The following is a 13,383-nucleotide window of genomic DNA, read 5'->3' on the forward strand; positions in this document are numbered from 1 at the left end:
GCCGAGGTCACCGTGCCCGATCAGCCGGGCAGGGTGAGACGCAACGGACCGCAGCCGATACGGTCGGCCTCCGCCGCCACGTAACGCGGGAGCAACGCGCGGATGTCGGCCGCGCTGCTCTCCTCGTCGCTCCGGACCAGGAAGGTCACGTCACCGGTCTGGCACGCGGCCTGGTAGAGCCCGAGGTCGTCGCTGATGAAGCCGCGTCCGCCGGTTCCGCCGGTGGCCTCGATCCGTTCGCCTTCACGGAGGGCCGACCCCTTGTAGAGCTCGGACAGCCGCGGGTCCTCCACCGTCATCAGCCGCAGCCCGGGTCGGTCGAACACCACATCGCTGTCGCAGGTGCGGACCGGCCCCTCGCCGTTGGTCACGAGAGGACGGTCGAACGTGCTCCTCCCCTTCCCGGGGAGACGCAGCCCCTCGATGCCGCACAGGTCCTCGGCCTCCCTGTCCTGGAACCGCGCGGGCTCCGCCATCCGTGCCACCGGGTCGGCGAGGACGCCCTCGCATCCCTCGTCGGCCAGGAAGCCGTTGACGAGCGTGACCACGGCGCGGGCGAGCTGATCGCGCTGCCCGGTCCCGACCTCGTCCTCGTAGACGGTCCAGCCCGTCTCCATGTCGAACACGAGCGGGCCGTCGGTCCCCTCCGGCCGGCCGGTGCAGCCGTCGGGCACCGCGAGCCAGGCCCGGGTGTCGGAGGCCATCCCCAGCAGCCCGCCGCCCAGCGGGGTCAGCCGCGCGGACAGGAACTCATCGGCCCAGCGCTCCCCCGAGCCGCCCTGCCGCACGTCGAGTTGATGGACCTGGACGGTGATCCGGCGGCCCCGCGGCGACTGCAGGCGACACTGCCCCGACGGCGCTCCGGTATTGACGCGGTCCCGCCCGAGCTGCACCTCGGACGCCCTGATGTCCGTCTTCCCGCCGAACAGCGCCGCCACATCGTCCTTGCCCAGCGCACCCCAGCAGGCCCGTTCGTCCGTGAACGGGCCGGTCCCCGTCTGCCAGGCCACTCCCGCGCCGCCGAGCACCGCCCCGGCCACGGCGGCGGCCAGCGCGGGCCGCAGCCGGCCGCGCGTCAGCCGCCGCCAGTGCCACCAGGGCCGGCGCGGCGCGGAGACCGCGTCGGCGTGGACGTCGGCGCGGGTATCGGCACGGACATCGGCATGGACATCGGCGTCGGCGCCGGAACGGACGTCGTCGTGCGTGTCACTCATCGTTCCGAACCCCCGGAGGCGACAGGCGCGACGGGCGCGCAACCGAGCCTCGCCGTCACGGCGTTGGTGAAGGCGGTGAAGTACGGCGTCGTCTCTTCGGTGAGGTCGTCCACCATCAGCAGGGTCACGGGCCGTCCCGCGCAGTCGGCCCGTACGACCTTGTAGTCGTCGGCGAAGACGCCGGAACCGCGCCAGCCGTCCGCGGGCGCTCCGCTTCCCGTCGTACCGTCGAACAGCGCGGCCAGCCTCGGCTGGGCGACCATCAGGGCGTCGAAGTACCGGCTGTCGCCCTGCTCCACGCGCACCGCACAGGACTGGAGATCCCGGGTGACCGCGCCGACCTGGTAGGCGAGGGACTTGCGTGTCACCTCGTCGAATTCCAGGCCCTTGATCCGGCACGCGCCCGAGAACAGGCCGGTCTCCTCCTCCGGCAGCAGGAGCACGGGCGAGGAGACCCGCAGTGGCTTCGCGGGGGCGCAACCCGCCGCCTCCATCCCCCGGTTGGCGGCGGAGACGAGCAATCCGGCCACGGAACGGATTCCGCCGAGCCCCGCTTTGGCCCGCATGGAACCGCCTTCGCCCCATGTCGTCCGCGCGTCGGAGTCGAGTGTGACCGCGGCCGGCCGGCCGTCACGCGTGTCGCACCGCTCGGGCAGCACGAGCAGACCGCGGCGTCCGTCACTGGCCCCCGGCAGCCCATCGGGCAGCGGTACGGCGCGATCGCCGAGGTACGCGCCGATCCACTCCATGCGCTCCGCGGCGTCCTTGGGCGCCGGGCCGTAGGTGAGCGTGATCCGGGTGTTCCAGGAGGTCTTCCCGCCGTCGCCGCCCGTGTAGCTGGAGCGGAGCGCGACCTCGCACCGGCCGGCCGGCCGCCGCGGGGTCGGCGCGGTCTCCTCGGACGTACGAGCGCCCTGGTCGTCGCCCTCGAACACCGTGTCGCTCAGGAACCCGGGCCCGCTGTTCGCCTCCCAGGCCCCCCAGCAGTACCGGTCCTCGCGGCCGAACGGCCCACTGCCCGTGGCCCATGTCCCCAGCCCCGCGGCCACCAGCACGACCGCGGTGCCCACGACCACACCCCCGCGCCGGGTCCGTACGAACCACGACAGCCGGCGCGCCCGGCCCTGACCGCGACCGGCCTGTACGTCCCCGTCCGCCATGCCCTTCCCCCTGTCCCCGTAAGGCCGTTGATCGTATCGGGCGGGTCCCGACGCGTACGGGCGGGTGTCACGGCGTACACATGGACCGGCGCAACGCAGGGCGGAAACGCGCCATCCCTGGCATTCAATGGTTCAAGGATTTACGAGCCTTAAATTCACTTGATCAACCATCGGTTACGGCTTTCTTCGGCCTAATCGGGCAACAGCTCCCCCACAGGTCAAGCCCCATCCCATGACCACAACCTGCACTCATACCATCACACGGAGCGACCGAAAGTGATGGGAGGGGCACCCCTCCTCCGTCGAAGGCGGCAAGACTGCCCATGCTTCACAGAACCTTCGACTCAGGGAGTGTTTGAAATGCGGTCCATCGCAACAGGTCTGGCGCTCACCGCCACCACACTGGCGTTCATGGCGCTGCCGGGCACCGGTACGGCGAGCGCCGAACAGGCCGTGTCCGGCAGCCTGTACGCACCCTCCGCCCTCGTGCTCAGTGTCACCGAGGGCGCCGACACGACGACCGGGACGGTGCTGCGCGCGGTCACTCTCAGCTGCGCGCCCCGGGCGAGCGGCACGCACCCGGACCCGGCCGGCGCCTGCGCCGAACTCCGGTCCGCCCAGGGCCTGCTGGACGCCATCACCACCCCGGCCCCGCACGTCTCCTGTACCAGGGAGTGGAACCCGGTGACCGTGACGGCCGAGGGCGTCTGGGAGGGCAAGCGCTACTCGTATGTCCACACCTTCAGCAACCCGTGTGCGAGAGACAACGGCAGCGGCACGGTCTTCGCCTTCTGATCCGATCGTGCCCCGCGCGAGCCGCTGAACCCGGCGCCGGGCCTCCGTCCGGGGCGTGCCGTACATCCGGTGCGTCCGCACGTTCTCCGCCAGGCACGGACAAGTGCCTGCGGGCGGAGGCCCGGTGCTGGAACGCTGGACGAATGAACGAGAGCGCGAGGACACTGGGGCCGGGCCGACGGTGGTGTGTGCTGCCCGACGACAAGGACTGGCTGCGCGATCTGCGGACCATGGGGGACCGGCTGCTCGATCATCTGGCGGCCGCCGCCGCCCTGGACGACGATCCGTGGGAACTCCCCGCGGCCCCCTACGCGGAGGCGGCGACCGCGTGCGACCGCGTCGTCTCCATGCTTCCGGCACGCGCCGGAGGCGGTCTCGGTCTCCTGCTCTCGCCCACGGGAACGCCGCAGCCCACCGTGCACGCCCTCGTGGTGGAGTGCGATGACCTGGACGCGCTGTGGGAGGTCCTCACCCGGCTGCACCGCGCCCTCGACGAGGAACCGGGCACCGAAGGGCTCCTGGACCTCGTCGGACAGGCCGGTGCCGAGTGGGGCGACCCGCCGCGCTCACCGCGATGTCTGGTCTCGCAGCTCGAACGCGTGGTGGCGGTGCTGGAGTTCGACACCTTCGCGGTACGGACGCTGGCGGTCGTCATGACCGACGAGGAAGCGAGGGAGGCGGGCGAGACCGGGACGGTGCGGACGCTGGACGATACGGGACAGACCGCCTACGAGTCCGTCACCGCCGCCTGGTCCACCACACTCCAGCCCTGAGATTCGTCACGGCGTCGACGGTCCTTCCGGACGGCCGCCGCCGGGTCGCTACAACGGCGGATGGCCCTGGAGCGCGCGGACGAGCCCGCTCCTGGCGTCGTCCGCCAGCCCCCGGTCGTACGCCCTCTCGTAGGCGGGGTCGCCCGCGGCCTCGCGTGCCCGCCGCTCCCACTCCGCGCGGAGCGCGCCGAGTTCGGGGGTGCCGCGATGGGGGTGCCCGATCATGCGCCAGTACGCGTGCCCCGTGCCGTACGTGCGGGCCGCCTCCACGCCGTCGCCCTGGACCGCGATCGCTCCGGCGAGCAGATCGAGCCCGAGGGCGATCCCGAGGCTGTCGTGCAGCTGGTACTTGCCCGCGAGCATCGCCCGCGCGTGGCTCTCGGCATCGCGCGGCCTGCCCTGCAAGAGGTGTATGAAGGCGAGTTGGTGATCGGCGTACGCGCGCGCCCAGCGCTCGCCGTAGCGCAGACTGAGCCGTTGCAGCCCGGCGGCCTCTTCGCGCGCGTCGTCGAGGCGGCCGAGCGCGGTGAGCGCGAAGAGCCGTATCACCCGGCACCGCAGCTGCGACGGGGCGTCGAGCGGGTCGCCGGGCAGATTGCGCAGCGCGCGATCGCAGACGGTGTACGCGGCGAGCGGACGGCCCATCATCAGGCAGTTGAAGCCGACGACATGGGCCGCGGAGAGCAGGGATTCCGGGTCGTTGTCGTGCCAGGCGGAGACGCTGCACTCCTCACCGACCCGGCGGGCGGCCTCATGGTCGCCCTGGAGCGCGAGGGTGATGCCAAGTGCCCAGAGCGCGCGGGTACGGTGCTGTCCGCCGCCGGTGTGGAGGCGCAGGGCGCGTTCCAGACAACTGCGCGCCTGGTGGAGATGGCCGCAGCAACTCCAGAAGAGTCCGGTGCGGCCCGCCATCTCCACGCCCTGTTCGGGGTCGTGGTCGAGGAGATGGTCGATGGCCGCGCACAGATCGGCGTGGGTGTCGGCGATGCGCCGGTACCAGGCGACCTGTTCCGGGCCGAGCCAGCCGGCGTGCGCCCGGCGGGCGAGGGCGGCGAAGTGGGCGCCGTGCCGGTCGGCGAGGACCCTCTCCTCGCCCAGCTCGCTCAGCCACATGGCGCCGTACTCGCGGATCGTGTCCAGCATGCGGTACCGGCCGCCGTCGCCACCACCGTCCAGGCGCAGGACGGATTTGGCGACGAGTCCGTCCAGGGCGGTGGTCACCGCGTCGGGGGTCAGCGGACCGCCCGCGCACACGGCCCGCGCGTCCTCCTCCTCGATGTCACCGCGGAAGACCGAGAGCCTGGCCCACAGCAGACGCTCCAGCGGCTCGCACAGCTCATGACTCCACCCGATCGCCGTGCGCAGCGCACGATGGCGGCGGGGCCAGACCGTGTCGTCGACCAGGACATCGAGCCGGGTGGTCAGCAGGTCCGCGACGTATTCGACGGAGTGATCCGTCAGCCGGGCGCAGGCCAGTTCGACGGCGAGGGGAATGCCTTCGAGGCGGTGGCAGATCCGGACCGCCGCCGCTGCCGTACACGGGTCATCCAGGGACACCTGGGGCGCGGTATGGGCCGCCCGGTCGCGGAAGAGCCGTAGTGCCTGGTCATCGCCTTCCAGGGACAGCGGCCGCACGTCGAGGCGGTGTTCGCCCCGCGCCCCGAGCGGCTGCCGGCTCGTGGCGAGAACGGTCAGCCCCGGCGCGGCGGTCAGCAGTTCCCCGACCAGATGCCCGACCTCCGTGACGGTCCGTTCGCAGCAGTCGAGCACCAGCAGCAACCGCCGCCCCGCCAGCCACTCGCACAACGCCTCCACCGGCGATCGCAGCGAATGGTCCGACAGCCCGACGGCGTCACACACCGTCCCGAGCAGCAGCCTCTCGTCGTACAACGGCGACAGATCGGCCCACCACACCCCGTCCGGGAACAGGCCGTCGCCCGCTCGCTCCGCAGCACGCAGTGCCAGTCGGCTCTTTCCCACACCGCCACTGCCCGTGAGAGTGACCAACTGGTGCTCCGCGAGTGCCCGTTCGATCCAGCCCAGCTCGCTGTTTCGGCCAACGAAACTGGTCGTCACGACGGGAAGGTTGCCCACCACGGCTATATCCTGGCCCTGTTGCGGTAGATGGCCTACACCCCTGGTCGGAAACGGCCAGAATCGGCCGTGAGTGGGCCCAGAACAATCAGCCAGTCACGCGTTCTGCCACGAACGGGCAATTCCGGTGATCCAACGGGCACCGCGTCGGTGCGCGCGACAGCACCGCGGTCGGGACCGGCGGTACGGGTGACGGTCAGCGGCGGTCGCGCAGCCACGCGGCGAAGGCGTCCAGGGCCGGTGCCGGATCGGTGCGCCCGATGCCGATCCGGAAGCGGTCGGCGGGCGTGGCGGTGAGCTCGGAGCGGTAGATGCTCGCGGGCAGCAGCAGGACGCCGGCTTCCTCGACGAGCCTCGCGCAGAACTCCTCGACTCCGTCGGCACCCCGGTAGCGGGGGTAGGCCACGCAGCCGCCGTCCGGTGCCCGCCAGGAGAAAAGCTCCTCGAACTCCGCGAAGAAGCTCTCGAAGACCGGAAGATTGGCATCGATGACGGCCCGGTTGCGGGCCAGGATCCGCTCGCGCGCCTTGAGGGCGATCCGTGCGAGGACCTCGCTGGGAGCCGAGTTGCAGATGGTGGTGTAGTGCTTGGCCCGTTCGAGGCGGGAGCGCAGCCTCCGGTCGCGGCAGGTGATCCAGCCGATCCGCAGTCCGGGCAGCCCGAGGGATTTCGAGGTGACGTTCAGGGAGAGGGCGCGCTCCGAGAGGTCCGCGGCCTGCGGCAGGGTGCGGGAGGTGTCGCGCTCCAGACCGCGGTAGACCTCGTCGCTGAAGAGATGGATCTCCCGTTCGTCGCACAGCCGGGCCAGCCGGGAGAAGTCGGCGGCGTCGATGACCTTCCCGGTCGGATTGTTCGGGAAGTTGACGGAGATCACCCGCGTATGGGGCCGGATCTCCGCGGCCACCCGGTCCAGGTCCAGGGCCCAGTCCCGCTCCGCGTCCAGGGCCACGCCGCTGACCTGGCACAGCGACAGCGGGACGGTTTCGGCGGCCTGGTAGTTCGGGGTGATGACCAGCGCGTGGTCCTCGGGCCCCAGCAGGGCGTGCATGGCCAGGTAGAGGCCCTCTTCCGCGCCGGCGAAGCAGATCACGTCATCGGCTTCGGCGTGGGTGTAGGTGTCCGCGATCGCCTGGCGCAGGGCCGGATCACCGAAGGTCTCGGTGTAGCCGAAGGACAGCGTCTCCCAGGCGTGCCGATCCTGGTCGTCGGCGAGCGCGAGCAGTTCGCCGATGTTCATCGTCTGCGCGTCGGAGGCGGTCAGATGGTGGCGGGCGGTGAACTCCCAGCGGGAGAAGTATGTTTCCAGCCGGAAGTCGGGCAGCCTGGTCATGTACGTACCTCTTGGGCTCTGTGCTCGGCGAGCAGGGCGTAGACGGTGGAACGGGACGCCTTGAGGGCGTCGGCGACGACCGGGACGGCGCGGCGGATCTCGAACAGCCCCGCCCGGTCGAGTTCGCCCACGAGGGCGAGGCGGTCCGGCCGCCCGAGGCGGTTCACGGGGCGGCCCCGGGCGCGGACGAACGCCCCGACGGTCCCGTGCACCCGCTCGGTCCAGTCCTGCTCGAACAGCGGCTCGGGCCGGGGCGCCGTCGGCGCGGCGAACCCGGCCAGCACGGCCGCCGCCTGCTCCAGCGGTGTGCGGTCGAGGTTCACGCACAGCACGGCCGACGGCTCGCCGTCCGCGTCGCGCAGGACGGCGCTGACCGAGGACAGCCGCCGCCCGTCGGCGAGCAGCTTCTCGTACGGCCCGTACACATCGGCGGCGGACGGATCCGGGCCCTGCCCGCCGGATCCCGGCGGGACGGGGCCCAGCCGGTCGAGCTCCCCGAGCAGCGAGGGATCGCCGGGGCCCCGGCGTGTCATCGGGTTCCAGATGGCCAGCACCCGGTCCTCCGGCACGTCGTGCAGGACCACCTCGGCGTACGGGCCCAGCAGCAGGGCCACCGCCTCGCACACGGGCGACCACACGCGCACCCGTGGGTCGGCCTCGTCGCTCGTCCTTGTCCGGCTCTCCATGCCTGGACTGTAATTCCAGATCGGACAGAACGTCCAGCCGCGCCGCTGCCGCGTTCGCCTCGGCCCACGTGCGCGGTGGCGCCCGCCGCCGCAGGCTGGGGGCAGACGGAGAGCCGGGAAGACGAGCGAGGTACCCCATGGGACAACCACTCGGCCGGCGAACGCTGCTGGCGGGAACGGGCGGGCTGCTGCTGGGAGCGGCGGGGTGCTCGGCGCCCCCGTCCGCACCCGTCTCCGCGTCCGGCTCGGGGTCCGTGCCGCCCTCGCCGTCCTCCTCGTTGCCCGCGACCACACCGTGGCGGCCCGACCGGAACGATGTGGACCCGGCCGTGAAACTGCGTGCCGTACAGGTCGTGGAGGCGATCGGCGCCTGGGCCCCCGGCCGGGGCGGTGCGGCGGCGGCGAAGAAGCGGGTGGCCGCGCTCGGAGCGGCGCCGTCACTGGTGGACCAGGCGGGCGCGCTGCTGCCGGACGCGCCCCAGGCCGCCCTCCAGGTGATCGACGCGCAGTACGGCGGGATCCTGGCGGACTCGGCCAGCGTGCTGGTGGTGTGCCGCCAGTGGACGCCGGGGCACGCGGGCGGCACGACCGTCGACGTACGGCTGAGCCGGGCGCGGCCACGCTGGGACGTGACCGCGCTCCACCCGGCGCGGCCCGGCGCCGCCGCCGCCTCGCTGCCGGACGCCGCGCGGCGGGTACTGGCCGAGTCACGGATCCGGCTGCCTCCCGCGGCTGAGGCGGACATCCGCAGCGGGAAGGTCCGTCCCAGCGTGCTGCGCGCCCTGTCGGGGCTGGCCGGTACGTACCGGATGTACGTCAGTGTGGTGCGCTCCGGCCATCCGCTGGACGTGTTCGGCACCAGCCGGCCCAGTGACCATCCGCGCGGCCGGGCGTTCGACGTCTGGCAGATCGACGGGCACAAGGTCGTCGATCCGGCCACCTCGCGCCGCCTGGTCGAGTCGTTCATGCGGGACGCGGCGGCGGCCGGCTCGTACAACGTCGGCGGACCGGTCCGGCTCTCCGGAGGAGAGCCGGGCCAGTTCTTCACCGACAACACCCATCACGACCACGTGCACGTGGGGTTCACGGCCTGACGCCGCCGCGCGTCCGCGAGAGTCCGCCCGGGGCGGCGCCGCTCAGGGGAAGGGCAGCGTGCGGGCGAACAGGGTGACGAGGATCAGCACGACCGGGAAGCACACCAGGAACATGGCGAAGGTGTAGCCCATGATGTCGCGTGCCTTGAGCCCGAGGATCGTCAGCGTGGGCAGCATCCAGAACGGCTGGAGCAGGTTGGCACTCGCCTCGCCGAGGTCGTACACCACGACCACCCAGCCCTGGTTCACATGGAGTTGATTGGCCGCGTCCAGGACGTAGGGGGCCTCGATGACCCATTTGCTGCCACCGCTGGGGACGAAGACGCCGAGCACACAGCTGTAGATGGCGATGAAGGCCGGGTAGAAGAACTCGTTCGACACCGACACGAGCCAGCCGGCGATGGTCTTGCTCAGGCCGGTGAAGGCGATCATCCCGAAGATCCCGCCGTACAGCGGGAATTGGAGCAGTACGCCCGACGCCGCCGGGGTCCCCTCCTTGACCGCCTGCGCGAGCCGCACCGGACGCCAGTGCAGGATGAGCGCCAGCAGGATGAGGATGAGGTTGACGGTGTTCAGGTCCAGGGCGTTGAGCGCGCTGCCCTCCGCGCGGGCGAAGTGCCGTGCCAGGTACCACACTCCGAGCGCGAACAGCAGGATCGCGAAGACGGGGCTGTACTCGATCCACTCCCCCGGCCGGCCCCGGCGCAGCTCCGTACGCTCGTCCGCCACGCTGGGACCCAGCTCGACACCCATCTGTCCGGCGGTCTTCGCACGCTCCGGCGACGGCGACAGGAACCAGGCCATGCCGACGGCGACGACGAACACGATCGCCGTGGCCACCATGCCCTGCCAGAGGAAGATGGTGTCCGTGAGGGGGATGAGACCGCTGCCGCGCCCCTCCTCGATGACCTTCTGCACGGCGGGCGGACTCGACGCCTCGCTGGCCACCTGGAGGGCCGCGGATCCGGACAGGCCCTGGGCCCATACGGTGCCGAGCCCGAGGAAGGCCATCGCGCCCAGCGCCCGGTAGTCGACGCCGGAGACCCTGCGCGCGATCTCCTTGGCGAGGATCGCCGTGAAGATCAGGCTGAAGGCCCAGTTCAGATAGGACGTCACCATCGCGACGGCGGCGGTGTACGCGATGGCTCCACGGGGCGTACGGGGCACCCGCGCGAGCCGGCCGATCAGCCGGCCGACCGGTGGTGAGACCGCGACCGCGTACCCGGCGATAATGATCATCGCCATCTGGAGCGTGAAGGTGATCAGGGACCAGAAGCCCTGGCCCCACGCGTCCACCAGTCCGTACCCGGTCGTCGCCGTGGGATCCGACGGGGCGCCGAACAGGTCCTCGCCCGTCACGAGGCCGAGTGCGAAGACCGCGAACGTGCCGACCAGCACGAAGCCCAGCGCGTCGGGCAGCCATCTCTCGGAGAACGCGGTGAAGCGCAGCGCCATGCGCGCCGGCCAGGGCTCCCTGCCGGTCGGTGGGGCCGGCTCCCGCGGGGGCGCTGTGGTCATCGGATGTCCTCCTGTCGGGCGTCCTGGCCGCGACGGTCCGGGAACCCGGGGCCATGGCTCCGGGGTTCAGGGGTCCGCGCGTCCAGGTGTGCGGTGCCGAGGATCTTGGGCTGCTCCTGGCCTGAAGACAATGGAGGTGATCCACATAGCGCGCGGGCACATCATGTGGTGAATCGACTTCCGAAGGGACGTGCGCCTCAGTACCGTCTGCTCCGTGACCTTGGAGAAGAGTGGTCGGATGTTCCTCGAACTGCTGGCGCGGGACGCACCCGCGGCCGAATTCGAGGAGCCGGTCACCGTCGCGCGGGCGGCCGGGGAGAGCCCCGCGGCCCTCGCCGAGCTGGAGCGGTCGAAGCTGCTCGCCCTGCGGGTGCGGGCGGCGCTGGACAGGAGCCGTCGCCGGGAGACCGAACTGTCGGCCCTGTACGAGACGGTGGGCGATCTGGTGGCGCTGCGTGATGTCGACGCCGTGCTCCAGGCGATCGTGCGCCGGGCGCGCACGCTGCTCGGCACCGACACCGCGTATCTCGCCCTGTACGACGCGGAGCGCGGCTGCGCGTACATGCGCGAGACCAACGGCTCGGTCTCGGCCAAGTTCCAGCAGCTGCTGATGCCGCTGGGCGCCGGGCTCGGCGGGCTCGTGGTGCAGACCGCTTCGCCGTACTTCAGCAGCAGCTATCTGGGCGACGCGCGGTTCCGGCACACCCACGACATCGACGAGGCGGTGACGGAGGAGGGCCTCGTGGCCATCCTCGGCGTCCCGCTGCGGCTCGGCGGGAACGTCATCGGTGTGCTGTATGCGGCGGACCGCAGCGAACGCGGCTTCGCCCGCGACGAGGTCAGTCTGCTCGGCTCGCTGGCCGCGCACGCCGCCGTCGCCCTCGACAACGCACGGCTGCTCCAGGAGACGCACACGGCCCTGGCGGAGCTCAACGCCGCCAACCGTCTCGTGGAGCGCCGCAGCGCGTCCGTCGAGCGGGCCGCGGCGGCGTACGAACGGTTCACCGGTCTCGTCGTACGCGGCGGAGGCGTGGAGGACATCGCGCACGCGATCGGCGAGGCGCTGGACGGCTCCGTGGTCGTCGTCGGGCCCGACGCCCGTCCGCTCAGCCGGGCCGGGGCGACGCGCCCGGCCGACGGATACCCCGGCGAGGGGAGCGTGGCCGAGGCCATGGCCCGCTCCCGGGCGCAGGGCCGCGCGGTCGACTGCGGCGGTTGTACGGTCGCCGCCGTGGCGGCCGACCAGGAACCGCTGGGCGCGCTGGTGATATCCGGTGTGAAGGAGCTCGACGAGACCGGCCGGCTGATCCTGGAGCGGGGCGCCCTGGTGACCGCGCTGCTGCTGCTCTTCCGTTCCTCACTGGCCCAGGCCGAGGAGCGGGTACGCGGAGACCTGCTCACCGATCTGCTGACCGAGCGCCACGGCGGTTCCCTCGCGGTACGGGAGCGGGCCCGCCGTCTCGGCACCGACCTCGACAAGCCGCACGTCGTCGCGGTCGTCGCCGGCGACGACATCCCCACGCAGCGGATGTCCGCCGCCGCCGGTGCCTACGCGAGCGCCCGCCGGGGCCTGGCCGGCCGCCACGAGGGCCGTACGGTGCTGCTCGTACCGGGCGACGATCCCTCCGCCGTCGCGCGCGCGGTCGAGGCGGGGCTGCGTACCGCGCTCACGCGACCGGTGACCGTGGGCGCGGCGGGTCCGCTGTCCGGGACGGCCGTACGAGACGCCCACGCCGAGGCGGTCCAGTGCCTCGGCGCCCTCCAGGCCCTGGGCCGCGCCGGCTCCGCCGCCGCCATGGGCGATCTCGGCTTCCTCGGGCTGGTCCTCGGCAGGCACGCCGACGCGTACGGCTTCGTACGGCGCACCCTCGGCCCTCTGACGGACTACGACGACCGCAGGGGTACGAGCCTGCTGGACACCGTCGAGTCGTACTTCCGGCACGGACAGAGCCTGGCCCGTACGAGTGCGGCGCTGCACGTGCACGTCAACACCGTCACGCAGCGGCTGGAGCGTGTCGGACAGATACTCGGCGAGCAGTGGAACACCCCGCAGCACGCGCTGGAGACGCAGCTGGCCCTGCGGCTGAGGAGCGTTCTGAGCCACTGACGGACGGCCCTCCCCCGGACCGGACCGGCCATTGACCCCACGCGTCGTAACACTTACCGTTGCGACTATCGGGGGCACGAAGAGCGCGGGAGGCAGGGCAGGGGAGGACACGGGAGGTGACGGACGAGTGAGCGCGAACAGCAGGCTGACGATCGCGGCCCACGCGCTGACCTGGATGGAGCTCCACCGGCGCCAGGGGCACGAGATCGCCACCTCGGAACAGATCGCGGGAAGCGTGAACACCAACCCCGTGGTCATCCGGCGCCTGCTCGGAGAGTTGCGCGAGGCCGGGATCGTCGCATCGCGGCGTGGCGCGGGCGCGGGCTGGAATCTGACGCGCGGCCTCGAAGCCATCACCCTGCTGGACGTCTACGACGCCGTGGAGCCCAGCCCCCTCTTCGCCATGCACCGCGCCGAACCCAACCTGGACTGTCCGGTGGGCTTCGGGATCCGGCCGACGATGCAGGACGTGTACGACGGGATCGATGTCGTCCTGCGCGATGAACTGGCCCGCACCACGCTGGCCGATGTCCTCCAGAACGTGCTGACCGCCCGCTAGGACAGGCACTACAGGCGCTGTCGGCGCGTCGAACCGCGAGTGCGCGCACATGT

Annotated in this window: 11 protein-coding genes; 5 read left to right on the forward strand and 6 right to left on the reverse strand. The window is 71.9% G+C overall.

The features are described 5' to 3' along the window. Nucleotides 1-20: 20 nt before the first annotated feature. Entirely contained in the window at nucleotides 21-1,214 is a 1,194-nt protein-coding gene (locus tag ACIOGX_RS04045) for a hypothetical protein (RefSeq protein WP_401910088.1), read from the reverse strand. Continuing rightward, nucleotides 1,211-2,374, reverse strand: coding sequence for a hypothetical protein (locus tag ACIOGX_RS04050; protein WP_401910091.1), 1,164 nt, complete (start codon nucleotides 2,372-2,374; stop codon nucleotides 1,211-1,213). The genes ACIOGX_RS04045 and ACIOGX_RS04050 overlap by 4 nt, the downstream gene beginning before the upstream one ends. 360 nt (nucleotides 2,375-2,734) lie before the next feature. On the opposite strand from ACIOGX_RS04050, the gene ACIOGX_RS04055 reads away from it, so the two are divergent. Next, nucleotides 2,735-3,169: a subtilase-type protease inhibitor gene (locus ACIOGX_RS04055; protein WP_383963537.1), complete on the forward strand. Its 435-nt coding sequence runs from the start codon at nucleotides 2,735-2,737 to the stop codon at nucleotides 3,167-3,169. A gap of 143 nt (nucleotides 3,170-3,312) precedes the next feature. Next, a complete protein-coding gene (locus tag ACIOGX_RS04060) occupies nucleotides 3,313-3,942 on the forward strand; it encodes a hypothetical protein (RefSeq protein ID WP_356510697.1) in 630 nt (209 codons plus the stop codon). 48 nt (nucleotides 3,943-3,990) lie between these two features. Here ACIOGX_RS04060 and ACIOGX_RS04065 read toward each other — a convergent pair whose 3' ends face one another. From ACIOGX_RS04065 to ACIOGX_RS04075, 3 genes are all read right to left on the reverse strand, one after another. Beyond that, entirely contained in the window at nucleotides 3,991-6,036 is a 2,046-nt protein-coding gene (locus ACIOGX_RS04065) for an ATP-binding protein (RefSeq protein WP_384774997.1), read from the reverse strand. A 196-nt stretch (nucleotides 6,037-6,232) separates the two neighbouring features. Beyond that, the gene (locus ACIOGX_RS04070) at nucleotides 6,233-7,366 is read right to left on the reverse strand and encodes an aminotransferase class I/II-fold pyridoxal phosphate-dependent enzyme (RefSeq protein ID WP_401910094.1); all 1,134 of its coding nucleotides are present in this window, start codon (nucleotides 7,364-7,366) and stop codon (nucleotides 6,233-6,235) included. After that, nucleotides 7,363-8,052 (reverse strand): transcriptional regulator, encoded by a 690-nt coding sequence (locus ACIOGX_RS04075; protein ID WP_401910097.1) that lies wholly within the window; start codon nucleotides 8,050-8,052, stop codon nucleotides 7,363-7,365. The genes ACIOGX_RS04070 and ACIOGX_RS04075 overlap by 4 nt, the downstream gene beginning before the upstream one ends. Nucleotides 8,053-8,189: 137 nt before the next feature. Here ACIOGX_RS04075 and ACIOGX_RS04080 point away from each other — a divergent pair, with 137 nt between their 5' ends. Then, the gene (locus ACIOGX_RS04080; protein WP_401910100.1) at nucleotides 8,190-9,146 is read left to right on the forward strand and encodes a hypothetical protein; all 957 of its coding nucleotides are present in this window, start codon (nucleotides 8,190-8,192) and stop codon (nucleotides 9,144-9,146) included. Between the two features lie 42 nt (nucleotides 9,147-9,188). On the opposite strand, the gene ACIOGX_RS04085 is transcribed toward ACIOGX_RS04080, so the two are convergent. Beyond that, complete coding sequence (locus ACIOGX_RS04085; protein WP_356510705.1) at nucleotides 9,189-10,664, reverse strand: TIGR00366 family protein; 1,476 nt, start codon at nucleotides 10,662-10,664, stop codon at nucleotides 9,189-9,191. A 214-nt stretch (nucleotides 10,665-10,878) separates the two neighbouring features. Between ACIOGX_RS04085 and ACIOGX_RS04090 the strand changes: the two genes are divergently transcribed. Both ACIOGX_RS04090 and ACIOGX_RS04095 read left to right on the forward strand, forming a co-directional pair. Continuing rightward, the gene (locus ACIOGX_RS04090; RefSeq protein WP_401910102.1) at nucleotides 10,879-12,771 is read left to right on the forward strand and encodes a helix-turn-helix domain-containing protein; all 1,893 of its coding nucleotides are present in this window, start codon (nucleotides 10,879-10,881) and stop codon (nucleotides 12,769-12,771) included. Between the two features lie 127 nt (nucleotides 12,772-12,898). Then, a complete protein-coding gene (locus ACIOGX_RS04095; RefSeq protein ID WP_383963519.1) occupies nucleotides 12,899-13,330 on the forward strand; it encodes an Rrf2 family transcriptional regulator in 432 nt (143 codons plus the stop codon). The last annotated feature ends 53 nt before the right edge of the window (nucleotides 13,331-13,383 follow it).

Origin of the sequence: Streptomyces sp. NPDC088147, assembly GCF_044741565.1 — a bacterium.
Taxonomy (GTDB): Bacteria; Actinomycetota; Actinomycetes; order Streptomycetales; family Streptomycetaceae; genus Streptomyces.

Bases quoted from the DNA above. Each gene is read 5' to 3' on its own strand.
- ACIOGX_RS04085 (WP_356510705.1), bottom strand. From the start codon at position 10,664: ATGACCACAGCGCCCCCGCGGGAGCCGGCCCCACCGACCGGCAGGGAG.
- ACIOGX_RS04055 (WP_383963537.1), top strand. From the start codon at position 2,735: ATGCGGTCCATCGCAACAGGTCTGGCGCTCACCGCCACCACACTGGCG.
- ACIOGX_RS04080 (WP_401910100.1), top strand. From the start codon at position 8,190: ATGGGACAACCACTCGGCCGGCGAACGCTGCTGGCGGGAACGGGCGGG.
- ACIOGX_RS04075 (WP_401910097.1), bottom strand. From the start codon at position 8,052: ATGGAGAGCCGGACAAGGACGAGCGACGAGGCCGACCCACGGGTGCGC.
- ACIOGX_RS04060 (WP_356510697.1), top strand. From the start codon at position 3,313: ATGAACGAGAGCGCGAGGACACTGGGGCCGGGCCGACGGTGGTGTGTG.
- ACIOGX_RS04045 (WP_401910088.1), bottom strand. From the start codon at position 1,214: ATGAGTGACACGCACGACGACGTCCGTTCCGGCGCCGACGCCGATGTC.
- ACIOGX_RS04070 (WP_401910094.1), bottom strand. From the start codon at position 7,366: ATGACCAGGCTGCCCGACTTCCGGCTGGAAACATACTTCTCCCGCTGG.
- ACIOGX_RS04050 (WP_401910091.1), bottom strand. From the start codon at position 2,374: ATGGCGGACGGGGACGTACAGGCCGGTCGCGGTCAGGGCCGGGCGCGC.